The following is a 13828-nucleotide window of genomic DNA, read 5'->3' as shown; positions in this document are numbered from 1 at the left end:
CTGACTCCTTCTAAAAAAAGGCAACCGATAGTCGATTGCCTCATTGAAACAGAACTTAGATTTCGTACTCTTCGATCTTGCTTACGGCATGATTACCCAGCCGCCCAATAATGATATCTCGAGTTCGCTCGACAACACTTGGAACTTTTCGAAAAACCGACTCGCCTTTATATAACTTCACTTCGCGGCTATTCCAATCCGCAAACAAGACCTGGGTTGCGCTGTTGCGCCGGATAAAGCGCACGGTGCCAAGCATCATGCTGACTTCACCGTCAATTTCGACACAGGTACCCGCTGCCATTCCGCCTACCCCATGTTCCAGCAGGTTTCGCTCAAAAAGGGTCAGGGTCTCTTCCTTCTTCTGCAAGGCAGTGATTGCACTGTCGACGACCCTCAACAGCAACGCCGAAGTCGCGCTTCCGAGGGCAATACCCGACACTACGGAGGCGAGGATGTCCAACACCAGCTTGTCCATCCGCACGGTGTTACCGCCGACGCTCAGGTCATCATAGAAGCGCTGCGTAGCGACCCAACCGGCGTTCGTCATGACTTCAACAAACTTGTAGTACCACTCTCGTCCTTGGGATTCGAGAGGGTATTGCCTGTTGGCGACCAGGGAAGCAAAGAGAAAAGCATGCTGCGCATCCTCTTGATGCTGTGGAGAAAGACCACCGGCGAACGCCAGGATGCCTTCACCGACAACCGATCCCTTCGCCGGTGGCTCAACATCGCCCACATACAACGAACGAGGACTGACATCAGGGTAAATATCATAACTTTCCAACCGCGCCACACAGGCGGCTACAGCGCTATCACACATTTCAAAACTCATCACTTACTCCTTAAATTATTAAGCAAGCCACTCCATGACTTGCAGCCCCACATTAATCAACCGAACCAGACTCAACAACTCTCTACTTGTAACTTCAAAATAAAACCGCCCATTAACAGCCATCAAATAAAGTCAAAAAAACGCTCGAATAAAACACCACCCTTTCCACTTCAACCAATCAAATGCCGACAGTCGATTCAGAGGCTGATAGACTCCGGCGATGTCTTTCGCAATGAGTCTGAACCATGCTCCACGTGCTATTCAGCGTGTACCTCAAGATGCTGGTGCTCTATAGCCCCTTCTTCGTGCTGTCGTGTTTTATCGGGCTGACTCGCGGCTATTCGCGCAAGGAACAACGCCGCCTGGCCTGGAAAGTCGCGACCGCGACGCTGGTCTCCAGCGTGTTGCTCTATTTGTTCGGGCGGGTGATTTTCAGCGTGTTCGGCATCACCGTGGACGCCTTCCGTATCGGCGCCGGCAGTGTGCTGTTCATTTCGGCACTGGGCATGGCCCAGGGCAAGTCGGCCGTACAGACCGACAACGTGCAGCAGGACGTGACCATCGTCCCGCTGACCATTCCATTGACCGTCGGCCCCGGCACCATCGGTGCCCTGCTGGTGATGGGCGTGAGCCAGCCGCACTGGGACGACAAACTCATGGCCATCATCAGCATCGCCCTGGCGAGCTTCACCGTCGGCGTCGTGCTCTACCTGTCCAGCCGTATCGAACGGATCCTGGGCGACCAGGGCTTGCAGATCGTCAGCCGCCTGATGGGGTTGTTTGTCTGCGCCTTGGCGGCGCAGATCATTTTTACCGGGGTGAAGGGCTACCTGGTGCCCTGAAGGGGGACCACCTGGCCTTCGACCGGCGCCGGCGCCAGCAGCTCTTTCAGGGTTGCACTGCCAACCCCACCCAGGTCCCGTAGCCGTGCCACGAATGTCGACACCGGGCGGGCATGCGCAGCGTTGAAGCCCAGGCATATTTCACCGCGCAAGAGCGGGTCGGCGGAACACACATCACGCAGGATCAGGCAGTGTTCACTGTCCGGATCGACAATGACCAGATGCGCCTGGACGATCTCGAACACGAGTTTTCCAGGCTCATCGAATGCCCAGATCAATGTGCTTGCCATGGCGGGTGGTTCATCCAGGGCATGTCGACAGTCGACAATGACCGAGTCCAGTTTCAGCCACTCCTTCTTCGTCAAATGACACGTCACCGCGCCCTGGCCCAAGCGCAGAATCAACGTATTGACCTCATCGGGGATCAGCGGCAGGAGATCGCGGCCGACCTTCGCCCCTTCGACGACCAGCACCTGGGCGTTGCGCTGGACATAATCGAACGGCCCGATGCTGCGCTTGTCGGGATAGATGAGCACCCGCCCATCCTGATGCTTGTGCAGCAGCACGTTGACCTGAGCCTGAGTGCCGAGCAGGGTAAAGTTCCTGGGCAGGTTCTTGCCGGTCACCCGCAGCAGCCGGGCACTTTGCACGTCATACCATTGCAGGCTCCCAGGCTCGGATTCCACCGACACGAACTCGGTATGCTGCGCTTGCTCCAGCAACCGCTGGAGAGCTTCGATCAGGTGTTCGCCCTGGGCGCTCACCCAGTCGTGATTGACCCCAGTGATGGTCCCCGCTTCCTGATGACGCAGCGCCAGCGACAGGCCGTCCACGCTTATCCCGCGCAAGCCGCTGCCTTCGAGCGTGACATCGGCGAAGCGCCAGCTCGCCCACTCCCGCTGATACGTCGGCAGGCTGTCGCCCGCCAGCAATTGCGAGCCGGCGCCGAAAGCCTGGTCAAGCCGCTGCGGGTCGAAGAATGCCTGGCTCAATACTTCACCACTCGACCGATCGAACAGCCAGACCGACTGATTATCGGGCGTCATGCCGAGCAAGCGAACTTCCTTGTCGAGTCCCGGATCGCACAACAGCAAGCGGTTATTCACGTACCAGGCACACAGGTTGCCGTCACCAGCGACATTGCGCAGACCGGCAATGGCAAAATCCCTGCCCGGGTAACGCTTGGCCAACGGCTCAAGCGCCTGCCACCACCGACTACGCCCCTTGAGCCACTGTTCGCTCACGCCGGCAAACTGCAACGTTTCTTGCGCGCCCAGGTTGAAAAACAGCCCGTTTTCATCGAGCGCCACATACCCCCCGTCGACGGCCAGGATCTGCTTGAGCCCCTCCGGCTGCACCCATTGCCGGGTCCATTGCGCCTTGCCGTCGTTCACGTTGCGTTGCAGTCGGCAGAGCGTCTGGTTGGCGGTGACTCGCTGGTAAACGAAGAACACCTCGCTGTCGTCGGCCATGGGCAATAGCATCAGCCCGTCCAGGTTCTTGATCGAGTCATCCCAGCCACGGAAATGATGCCTGGCGGGTGGCGCCAGGATCAGACGTCGATCGCTGCGGCGTACCCATGCCAGGTCTCGGGAATCGGGCGCAATCGTCCAGCAGATCGAAACGTACGAAGCCGGCTGCCAATCGACGGTCGTCGCCCCGTTATGCGAAGGCCCGAGGGGCAGCCGCAGAAAGTCGCCCAGTACGGACGACCACCCGGCCAGGGTATCGCTGCTCAACAGCAGCGCCTGCAGTTGCGGCGCCGTGTCGTAGGTGACGGAACTCAACAGCAATTGGCTGTCATGAATCAGGTAGCGATATTGCCGGACGGTTTGGTTGTCGAGGACGTATTCCTGCACGACATGAATCACCCCTTGCGCATCCGCTTCCAGGCTGCGAATCGTGCTTTGCCCCTCTTGAAGCAGTAACAGGTAGCGACACTTGAGCAAACCCGTGGCGCAATCCGTCTGCCAGATCTGGAACCCGTCGGGATCGTAGAAATAGGCGGACTCACCCATGACGACCGACAGCTGCGGCTCACCGAGCACGGCCAGGTCGTCACGAATGTAGAGAAAGCGGTCCTCGCCCGCGTCATACCAGGCCGTGGTGTAGCGCGGTTGCCGGGGATCCTCGAACGGGATCAGATAGTGATGGACCGGCGTATACGGCAGCGCCAATCGATGCTCGCGCGCCAGGCCCTTGTAGTGGTCAAGCAGCGCCTGTTCATCGAGCCCTTCCGGCGCCGTCTGTTCGAGGATATCCAGCTGGCGTTTACCCTGGGGGACTCTGAACAGCTGGTCGGCCGTGCGAATCAGCACCTCCTGCTGGCCGACACGGCTCACATGAACGGTGCCGATGTACAGCTCGCCGGAAGGCTCGATCCGGATATCCCGGTCATTGGCCCAGGAGGCCTGCAACACCCAGCGGCAATACATGAGGTTCGGTGAGACAAGGCTGATATCGACCCCGGGATTGAGCGTCACGGTACAACGCGAGTCGGCCCCTCGGAGCCAATAGGACAACTTGCCTTGCCAGGCTTCCGGCATCACGGGAACCACCAGTGTCCGCTCTACTGCATCCAGGTACACCCGGATGACCGTTTCGCCGTACACCGGACTCAGGCGATTGAGAATGTAGTCGGACGGAAACGAATAGAACGAGAACAAAAACAGCCAGGTCCCGTCCGCTTGCCTTTTCTCCAGCCGCCGGGCCGTGTCGAAGCCGCGATCATGGCGCCAGCGGGCAAAGGGCAGCGCCTTGTATTCATAGCCGTAAGTGGTTTGCGGCGTGCAGGGCAGCACGATGGGTTGTCCTGCCGGCGGGACGAATCCGATCCGTCCAGGCAGCCCCAGTTCTCGACGGATGTCGATCGCCCGCGCCTCATCGGGATCGAAGCCCGGCACACCGAAATGATCATGCAGGGGATACAGCTTTGGACTGTCGAGCTGCAACGTCCCCTCCTCCAGGTCAATGCTTCTGACGATCAGTGAAGGCCGTGCCACCCACGCGGCCAGCGTGTGATCGTAGCAGTAGCCGTCACCACGATAGGCCTGCTCCAGCTCATCGAAAAACTGACCGACGTCCCGCGCCTGCTGCGCGATGCTGGCGAATCCCTGGGCCAGGGCGGCCACCCCGACCGCCACCCCACCAAGAATCACACCCGCACCGCCGAGCACCGCCGCGGCGGTCGACGCCCCGGCCAACCCCGCGCCAACACCGCCCGCCGTCAAGGCCAGGCTGGCAGAGTCGAATGTCAGCTGGGTACCGAACTGCGCTTTCTCGATGCCGGTTTGCGCCGTCTTCAGTTGATAGATATCAAAGCCGACATTGGCCAGCCCCAACACCGCGCCGACGCCCTCGTTAGCCGCATGCCCCAGCGCCTGGCCAACGACCGGCGCACACGTGCGGGCAATGAGCCGTTCTTCCGCCAGGGCGGTGCGGGCCAACTGCACCAACCCCGTCACGTCCATGACATTGCCGTGCACCAACTGCGCATAGTTGACGTAGGCATGCAGGCGCACGGCGGTGGTCAACGTTCGGTCATCCCCTTCGCGCCCGCGCAAGGCGTTCATCAAGGCCTGGATGGTGAAGCCAGCGTTTAGGGTATGGACGCTGCCGGCCTCGGTCGGATCCACGACACCACCGCTCTGCACAGGTTGGCGCGCCAGGGTCGAAAACTGTTCCGACAGCCAGTTCTTGATGCGTAACAGGCGATGATCGTCACTGAGCACCCAGACCTGCTGTTGCGGTTGCGCGGGATCGATCAGGCTCACTCGGTATTGGCCTTCGGGCGTGATCTCCAGCGTATCGAACAAGGGCACCAGCGGCGTCGGCGAGTCATTCAGCGCCTGCAAATCGACCGTTGCCTGGGCGATCTGCTGTCCCCACCAATGGCTGTCCAGCGCCAGCAAGCTACTGCCCAGGTGCGAATTGTCGACCAGGGACCTTCCGTAGGCACGGTTCAGGCGCTGGCGAATCGCAAGTGCCGGTTTTCCTGGCAAAGGATCGGGCTTGAGCAGGTGCTCCACCGTGAATCCGTCAGAAAGCTCCAAGGCCGAGATCTTGGCGCTGTGCAGGTCGATCAGATCGAATTGCGGTCGCGCTTCAGAACCATAGGCAGCGTAATAGCGGGCCATGCCCTCGGTCTGGAAAAAGTGCTCCAGCGCACGTTGCAGCCCGTCCGGATGGTCGAATTTGCACAGGCCAAAGTTCGGGTCGAAAAAATGATAGGTGGCGCGTTCCCCGCTGACGGTCTTGGCCACCAGCATCGAATGGTTGTCCGAGTTGAGCATCAGCGTACGGGGGGCGGCGTGTCTTTCGAGTGCGGCCGTGACCTGATCCAGGTCGGCCTGGCCAAGCCGCGTGCCAACGTCACCCAGCGACACGTCTCGCAGGGCTTCCAGGGTTTGCAGAAAGGCCTGGGAGTCGGCTTGCCCGGGTTCGAGCACCGTCAGGAAGAAACGCTCGCGCAACTGCCCGGAGGCTACATCGCCCTGGGCCAGCGCCGCGCTCATCGCCAGCGCCAACGGATAGCAACGCCCACCAATCGTCTCGCCATCGCTGCCGAGCAGCAAATCCTGGGGGACCATCTGGACGCCGTTGTGACCGAAGCCATCCAGCACCTGCGCGGAGCGTTCAACGATCTGGACACGATGTTCAAGGGTCGCCGCTTTCTGGATCCGTGCAACATGGCGGCCCCACTGGAACAGCGTTCGCGCCTCTTTCAAGGCCGCTTTCTTCAGGTCCAGCGTGCTGTCGGACGGCATCGGCGCATACGCCGGATCGCTCGACAGGCCGTCCATGAATCCGGCCGCCTTGCGCTTGAACAATTGCCGCTCGATGACTGCATAACGGCCGGACACGCCCTGCTCGGCAACGCTGTTGGCCAGGTTCTCCAGCTCACTGGTGGCCGCGTTGAAACGCTGGTTATCCAGCGCATCCAAGCCTAGCAGCAGGCCCAGCGACACCCTTTGCAAAGGGCTGGCTTCGATGAGACGGCGGGCGCCACTGGCGATATCGATCAGCACTTCATCGATCCCCAGGTTTTGCATCCTTGCATCGCTCAGGAATACCGGAACCAGCGCATCGGCAGCCTGATGCCGGATACGCTGGCGATCATCGAAACTCAGCGGCAGTGGTTTCTCGAAGCGGATTTCACCGTCATGCCCCTGGCTCATCGCCTCGATGAACGGCTCGCCGAGCCCCTCGACCAATTGCTCCAGCACATCGGTCAGCAGCACCGCTCGCCCTTCGATCAGCGGCCAGCCCTGTTGGAACTCGATGGTCGAGTGCTTGAGCAACTGCGCCATATCACCGCTGTAGCGCGTGGAGTACAGCCCCTCACGCCAACTCGTCTGTTCGTTGCTGACCCATTTCTCGTGATCGGTCTCATTTTCTTTCCAGGAGTGATCCTGCTCCTCTTCGGTGGCACCGTTCACCGTCCCATTGGGCGCAATGGCCGCCTCTTTGCTCAGGCTCTCGGCAATGGCGGCGCCCAAGTGCGCTTTCGCATAGTCGACCATGCCATCGCGCATGGCGCCGGGCCCCGTCAGGTAGATGGTGCCCTCGCTTTCGAACCGAATACCATCGCCAAAGTGGGTCGCGATGGCCGTAATCAGCGCTATCGCTCTCGGCACGTCTTCCATCGACAGTCCAGTCAGCGGTCCATTGGTTTTTTCGAACACTTCCTCCACCAGCCTCAACATGCCAGCAACATCACTCAACGCAATATCGCGCTGAGCGGCCAACCGGGTCGAAGCATCGATCAACGCGTAGTTGGCGCGCAAACGCTCGATCACACTGTTGAGAACCGCACAGCCCGGATGGGCCATCAGAAACGCATTGGATAACGATTGCTGCATGGCCAAGGCCCGCAGCGCGAAGGGACGCGCAAGCCGATCCGCCGGTTGCGCGAAGACCTCGCTCAGGCTTGGCCGGCTTTGCGCGAAGGCTTGCAGCGCTGGAAAATACTCGGCGCCAATGTGTGTGTAATGGCTGGAAGAGGCTTGGCGACCCGGCATCCATTCGGGGTTGTTGTTCAGCAGCAGTTGCAGGACTCCAAGGCGGGCATTACGGTCAAAACCGCTGATATCAACAGCGCCGAGGGTTTGCGACAACGGCGGAAGGTGGTCGACATCGGTATAGCTACCGCCTTCGGCATACAGGACCTCGGCGCGCACAACATCAGACGCCGCCGCCATATTGCCGCGCAAACACATCTCCCGCTCATAGACATCCTGCAACTGCAACGAAACGTCCCCTGCCGCGATGTCACGCAACTTGAAACCGTCCATATCCAAGACACTGCGACGATTGTCTTCCAACTGTTTGCGCAGTACTTGCACATCCTGGCCGTAGGCGCGGGACAATAAATCCATTCGGGCCTCGTCGGCTGACCCTCCGCCCGCCACTGCCGCACTGATATGTGCATGCATCTGTTGTTTCAGAACAATGGTCCGCTCGTTGTATAAGCCGCCCAATTCAACTTCGGAGATACGCTCATCAACCCCTTGTAGAAAAACATCGGTCTTGGCGGCTTCGACAATCAACCTGTTGGTTTGCCAGGCCAGTAGCGCATCGCTGTCATACCAGAGATTCAGGCTATAACCCTGCCTGGCCAACACTTCTTTCCACACATTTAGATAGTCGCGCTGAATGTTGCCAAGCCCGCCGCCGAGCCAGACAAAGTGCAACGTCTTGGGCACCTCCGTTGGCACTCGCTTCATCTGTTCGGTGCTGAACTGAAGGCGTGCTTCATGACGTTCGACTTTGTCATAGATTCGCGGCAGATCCATCGCTGTCTCGCCAGGGCCGGACGTACGCCCCTCCAGGCTGCGCTTCACCCTGCGGCTGCCCAGGACCTGGGCGAGCGTCTGTTTCAAGAGCCCCAGCGGCTCGAGCAGCCTGTGGGAATCCGGCATACCGATACAGGCAAAGTAATAACGGATGACCGCGTCATATTGTTCATTGTTTTTGTAGGGCAGCAGTGCCCTTTCGAGGTCGGCCAGTTTGAAAAGGCTGATGAAACCGAGCGCACCATCACGCGTCTGGACGTTTGCTTCCTGCATAAAAAAGACACTCCCGGCCTGTCCGCTAGAAAAAGAACAGGCATATAAAAGCATTGTCGCCAGAAGGTGCTCTGGCGAACGTTCATTCCATTGATATTTTTTAACTTGGCGACAACTAAAGCCTATGCCAAGCACTGACAAGCGCACACCGGAAACTTATCAGGCGCGCAAACTAACGCTTAGCACCCGGCAGTTCAAACGGGAAGGCTTTCAATGCATTACAAAGGAGGATCAAGACAACAAATTGCTCTTTCATTTAACAGGCGAAAAACAAGACGAAAGAAACGAAAACGGGGCCAGAGATTGCTCTCGCTGGGCTGCGAGCAGGAGCTGTGCAGGAGCTGTCGAGTGCAACGAGGCTGCGATCTTTCCCCAGCCACTTGAGTCTCAAGCGAAAGATCAAAAGATCGCAGCCTTCGGCAGCTCCTACGCCCAGCGGGAGCAAGCTCCCTCGCCACAATGGAACTGTGTTGCGACTCAGGCCGGCTTGAGCCCATACCAGCGTGGCGTATACACCCAGTTTCCACCCGATGCGCGCGGGAACACACAGGTCGTGGAGGAGCCGATCAGGACCATGGTGCGCATATCCACCTGCTCGGCCGTGAGTTGCCCCAACGTGGTGACACGCAGGGTCTGGCCCGGACGACCGATGTCACGCCCCAACACCACCGGCGTCTCCGGCGTGCGGTGCTGGCCGACGATCTCCAGCGCACGCCCCAATTGCCACGGCCGCGCACGGGAAATCGGGTTGTAGAAAGCCAACGCCAGGTCGGCTTCGGCCGCCAGATCCAGGCGCTTCTCGATGATCGACCATGGTTTGAGATTGTCCGACAGCGACATCACGCAGAAGTCATGCCCCAACGGCGCACCGGCCTGGGCGGCGGTGGCGAGGGAGGCGGACACACCGGGCAGGATCTCCAGGTCAACCTGATGCCAGGCCGGATCGCTGGACTCGTGCAACGCTTCAAGCACCGCCGCCGCCATGGCGAATACACCCGGGTCGCCGGACGATACCACGATCACCGAACGGCCTTGCGCAGCCAATTCAAAGGCGTGTCGCGCACGCTGCATTTCTTCGCGGTTGTCGGTGCAGTGCAGCACTTGATCGTCGCGAAACGGGCCGGCCATGCGCACATAGGTTTCGTAGCCGAGCACATCGGTGGCCCGCGCCAGTTCGGCTTTCACCGCCGGCACCATCAGTTCGGCCGCGCCCGGCCCCAGGCCGATCACCGCCAGGCGTCCGCGCGAGCGACCGATTTGGGCCACCTCCAAGGGTTGCGCGGCAACGGCGATGGCCAGGTTGTCAGTCGCCGAAAGGATGTTCACCGCCGGCACCGAACTGCGCGCCAAGGTGGCGGCATCGCCGGTCATCACCACAAAGCGCAGCGCCACCCCGAGTTCCAGCGCCGCTTCACGCAAGGCCACACTGGCCATCAGCGTATCCGCCGCCACCAGGCACGCCAGGCTCTGAAGCGCTACTTTCGCTTGCTGCAAAGCGGCACGAATGGCACCCGGCAGATCAGCCACCTCGGCGCTCACCACCACCGCGACACTGCGCGGATAAATCAACAGTTCGTGAGTGCTCGCGTCACGCTCCGCATGGCCGACGTGGATCGTGCGCCGCGCCTGCGGGTCTTGCGGCAACTGCGCCTGATCCAGCCATGGCGCCGCGCCTTCGATGCGCACCGGTTCACCGGCCAACAGGTCGGAGACGAAGCGCTTGCCCTGCTCCAGGTCGCCGAGGCTGTAGCCGCTTGGCGGATTGAGCAGGCAGGTGCCGAAACGCAATTCGCCGCTGGTGGTGATCGCCGGCGCCACTTGCAGCGTTACCGCGATGTCCCGGGCCATGACGTTGACCCCGCCCAGACCGCCCAGCAGCGGCACCACGGCGCTGCCATCCTCGGCCACCGCCAGTACCGGCGGCTCGGCGCCTTTTTCCAGCAACAGCGGCGCCAGGGTGCGGATGACGATGCCGGCCGCGCACAGGGCGATGATCGGTGTGTTCAGTTGGTAGAGCTCGCGCAACGTCGCGCCGAACTCGAGGTATTGGCGATCCACGCCCTCGACCCTTGCGGCCAGGCCGTGGATCAAGGCATCGGGATAGCGTTGCTGGATCCGCCGGGCCGTGGCGAGGCTGCCCGGGCCGAGGATGACGATGGCCGGCGCGGTAGAAGTCATCAACCCTGCCACCGTTCGCCCGGGACGATGATCAGCGAAAAGTACGGCGAAGACATCGGCTCGACTTCATCCAATGGCACGATTTTCTGGTTGGCCATGGTCGCCCGCTCGACGTACAGCGCCCGTGCGTCCATGCCCAATTCCTGCAGCACTTGGCGAACCTTGGGGAAATTGCGCCCCAGCTTCATGATCACCGCCGCATCGGCGTCGGCCAGGCGACGCTTGAGATCGTCGTGGGGCAAGACGCCGGAGAGCACCGACAGGCTCTGGTTGCGATAGACCAGCGGCGCACCGAGCACCGAGGCCCCGCCCAGCATCGAGCACACCCCGGGAATGACCTCGGCCTCATAGCGCTCGGCCAGGCGATCGTGCAGGTACATGTAGGAGCCGTAGAAAAACGGATCGCCCTCGCAGATCACCGCCACATCACGACCGGCATCCAGGTGCACGGCCAACTGTCCGGCGGCGGTGTCGTAGAAGTCGGCGATCACCTGTTCATAGGAAAGCGGCGCCGGCAGCGCTTCGGTGGTGACCGGGTAGACCAGCGGCAGTAAGGTTTGCGCATCCTGCAAATGGGCCTCGATGATGCCGAAGGCGTTGCCCTTCTTGCCCTTGGCCACGAAGTACGCCACCACCGGCGATTCGCGCAGCAGGCGCAGGGCCTTGACCGTAATCAGTTCCGGGTCACCGGGGCCCACGCCGAGGCCGATCAGACGTCCAGGCTGCTGCATCATTCAATCTCCGTAGCGAGGGCGTTGACGGCGGCGGCGGCCATGGCGCTACCGCCCAGGCGGCCTTGCATGATCACGAACGGCACGCCGCGGCTGTTGGCCGCCAGCATCGCCTTGGACTCGGCAGCACCGACGAAGCCCACCGGGAAACCGAGGATCAGTGCCGGTTTCGGCGCGCCGGCATCGAGCATCTCCAGCAGGTAGAACAGCGCGGTCGGCGCGTTGCCGATGACCACGACGCTGCCTTCCAGGTGCGGGCGCCACAGCTCCAGCGCCGCCGCCGAACGGGTGTTGCCCAGCTCCAGGGCCAACGCCGGCACGCTTTCGTCGCGCAAGGTGCAAATCACCGGATTGTTGGCTGGCAGGCGAGCCCGGGTCACGCCTTCGGAGACCATCCGCGCATCGCACAGGATCGGCGCCCCGGCGGCCAGCGCCTGGCGCCCGGCCGTGCCCGCGCCCTCGGAAAACTGCAAGCCATCGATGGCCTCGACCATGCCGCAGGCGTGGATCACCCGCACCGCGAGTTTTTCCAGGTCGGCCGGAATGCGCGCCAGGTTGGCTTCGGCGCGGATGATCGCGAAGGAGTTGCGATAGATCTCCTGACCGTCGCGGATGTAATCAAGCATCAAGGGGGCTCCGGGGGCGAGCGTCGAGCCAGTGGCCGAGCGCTTCAATAGTCAGATTGTGTGCCTGCAACGCGCCGAAACCCGGCAGCGTGGCATCGCGGAAATACAGGTCGTAACGACCGGGGGCGACCGCCAGCAGGGTGGCGGGCGCGATATGGGCTGCCGCGCAGGAACGCGGGCAGCCCGACAGATGGACTTTCAGGGTCTGGCCCTGGCGTTGCAGCAGCTCGGCCAGTTGGTGGGCGTCGGCCTTGGTGTCGGCCAGGGCTTTACCGCAGCCACTGGAGCCGGTGCAGGCAATGAGTTGTGCCAGGGGCTGATCGACAGAGCACAACAGGCCCAACCCCTCAAGCCGCGCCAGCACTTCGTCGGCGTCCTCGCTGCGCACGTTGGGCAGCAGCAGGCTTTGCCAAGGGGTGAAACGAAGGCTTGCGTCGCCCTTCTCCCGCGCCAATTGCGCCGCCCCCCGCAGCATGCGGGCGTCGAGTCGACCAAGAGGCGCCGCCGCGCCGACGTAGACGCGGTCGTCGTGCTGGGGATGAACGCCGATGTGCAGTCCGTCGATGGAGCCGTCCCGCTGCCAATCCAGGCAAGCTTGCAGCGGCACGCGGCGGGCCAATCGGCTCATGAATTCATCGGTGGGAATTTCAGCCAGCAAGTGGCGCATGCGGATCTGGTCCGGGCGCGCCAGGTCGAGGAACAGCTCCAGCACCGCCACCACCAAGGCATGCCCCTGGGCCAGGGGCACCCTGCCCGCCGGTTTATCCAATGGGGAACCGGCCAAGCCGAAGGCCAGCCAAGGCTCGCCATCACGGACCAGGGCCGACAGCCACAGGTCGTGGTGATGTTCGAGCATCGCCAACGCTTCGCCACCGTCCAGTTGCACGGCGAACTTGGCCGACAACTCAGGGAAGCGTTCGTGGGTTTGCAGGGTGAAGAGGATCTGCGCCGCCAACGGCCGGGTGTCGAACAACATCTGCCGATCGATCCCGGCCGCGGGGCTGAGCATCAGGTTGCGCACGTCATCGCCGGCCGGCTTGCGCGGGCCAAGCCCGGCGGCCAGCAATGGCTGGATCAGCGCGTCGTGCCCGGGACCGATCCCACGGATTTGCAGGTTGGCCCGGTTGGTCGCCTCGATCACGCCCCCGGCGAACCGCTCGGCCACCGACGCCACGACTTCGGCCTGATCCGCCTGGATGGCACCGCCATCGAGCTTGATCCGACAGATCCCACCGTCCAGCGCCTGGACGACACGCAGCAACCCCGGGCAACCGGAGGGGCGTACGACGCTGGAGGATGGACGTTCGTTCAAGGGAAAACCGACAAATAAGAAACGCCACATCGGCGAAGGACCGCCATTATGCCTGCTTTGCCGGGGGTCATGAAAAGCTTGCCGGTCGGATTGCTGACGGCGGACACACAATTTCCGAACGCCCCCATTCCAAACTGTGGGAGCGAGCTTGCTCGCGATAGCGGTCTGGCTGTGAAGATGATGTTGCGCCAGGCGCCTGATCCGCCGGGGCACGGTATGATGGCGACCCGGTTCGCGGGG

The 13828-nt window shown here is 61.7% G+C and carries 7 protein-coding genes; 1 reads left to right on the top strand and 6 read right to left on the bottom strand.

Features of this window, described 5'->3' with window-relative positions; translation table 11 throughout:
* Positions 1 to 55: 55 nt before the first annotated feature.
* Entirely contained in the window at positions 56 to 832 is a 777-nt protein-coding gene (locus KI235_RS03310) for a hypothetical protein (protein ID WP_003197396.1), read from the bottom strand.
* 245 nt (positions 833 to 1077) lie between these two features.
* Here KI235_RS03310 and KI235_RS03305 point away from each other — a divergent pair, with 245 nt between their 5' ends.
* The gene (locus tag KI235_RS03305; protein WP_003186248.1) at positions 1078 to 1674 is read left to right on the top strand and encodes a MarC family protein; all 597 of its coding nucleotides are present in this window, start codon (positions 1078 to 1080) and stop codon (positions 1672 to 1674) included.
* Here the strand turns inward: KI235_RS03305 and KI235_RS03300 are convergent.
* The 5 genes from KI235_RS03300 to cobG form a co-directional block, all read right to left on the bottom strand.
* Complete coding sequence (locus tag KI235_RS03300) at positions 1659 to 8741, bottom strand: TcdA/TcdB catalytic glycosyltransferase domain-containing protein (RefSeq protein WP_212795486.1); 7083 nt, start codon at positions 8739 to 8741, stop codon at positions 1659 to 1661. The genes KI235_RS03305 and KI235_RS03300 overlap by 16 nt on opposite strands.
* Positions 8742 to 9218: 477 nt before the next feature.
* Positions 9219 to 10919: a precorrin-3B C(17)-methyltransferase gene (gene cobJ, locus KI235_RS03295; RefSeq protein ID WP_003197393.1), complete on the bottom strand. Its 1701-nt coding sequence runs from the start codon at positions 10917 to 10919 to the stop codon at positions 9219 to 9221.
* Positions 10919 to 11650 (bottom strand): precorrin-2 C(20)-methyltransferase, encoded by a 732-nt coding sequence (locus KI235_RS03290; RefSeq protein WP_003197391.1) that lies wholly within the window; start codon positions 11648 to 11650, stop codon positions 10919 to 10921. Before KI235_RS03290 ends, cobJ begins: the two co-directional genes overlap by 1 nt.
* Positions 11650 to 12276, bottom strand: coding sequence for a precorrin-8X methylmutase (locus KI235_RS03285; protein ID WP_003197389.1), 627 nt, complete (start codon positions 12274 to 12276; stop codon positions 11650 to 11652). The genes KI235_RS03290 and KI235_RS03285 overlap by 1 nt, the downstream gene beginning before the upstream one ends.
* Positions 12269 to 13618 (bottom strand): precorrin-3B synthase, encoded by a 1350-nt coding sequence (gene cobG, locus KI235_RS03280; RefSeq protein WP_050516662.1) that lies wholly within the window; start codon positions 13616 to 13618, stop codon positions 12269 to 12271. Before cobG ends, KI235_RS03285 begins: the two co-directional genes overlap by 8 nt.
* Positions 13619 to 13828: the final 210 nt, after the last annotated feature.

This window comes from Pseudomonas sp. St386, from assembly GCF_018325865.1.
Lineage (GTDB): Bacteria > Pseudomonadota > Gammaproteobacteria > Pseudomonadales > Pseudomonadaceae > Aquipseudomonas > Aquipseudomonas brassicacearum.
The sequence above is the reverse complement of the archived record's forward strand: the minus strand, read 5'-3'. Positions and strand labels throughout refer to the sequence as shown.

Excerpts from the sequence above, each read along its gene's own strand:
- KI235_RS03300 (WP_212795486.1), bottom strand. The coding sequence starts at position 8,741 with ATGCAGGAAGCAAACGTCCAGACGCGTGATGGTGCGCTCGGTTTCATC.
- KI235_RS03305 (WP_003186248.1), top strand. The coding sequence starts at position 1,078 with ATGCTCCACGTGCTATTCAGCGTGTACCTCAAGATGCTGGTGCTCTAT.
- KI235_RS03310 (WP_003197396.1), bottom strand. The coding sequence starts at position 832 with ATGAGTTTTGAAATGTGTGATAGCGCTGTAGCCGCCTGTGTGGCGCGG.
- KI235_RS03290 (WP_003197391.1), bottom strand. The coding sequence starts at position 11,650 with ATGCAGCAGCCTGGACGTCTGATCGGCCTCGGCGTGGGCCCCGGTGAC.
- KI235_RS03285 (WP_003197389.1), bottom strand. The coding sequence starts at position 12,276 with ATGCTTGATTACATCCGCGACGGTCAGGAGATCTATCGCAACTCCTTC.
- cobG (WP_050516662.1), bottom strand. The coding sequence starts at position 13,618 with ATGTGGCGTTTCTTATTTGTCGGTTTTCCCTTGAACGAACGTCCATCC.
- cobJ (WP_003197393.1), bottom strand. The coding sequence starts at position 10,919 with ATGACTTCTACCGCGCCGGCCATCGTCATCCTCGGCCCGGGCAGCCTC.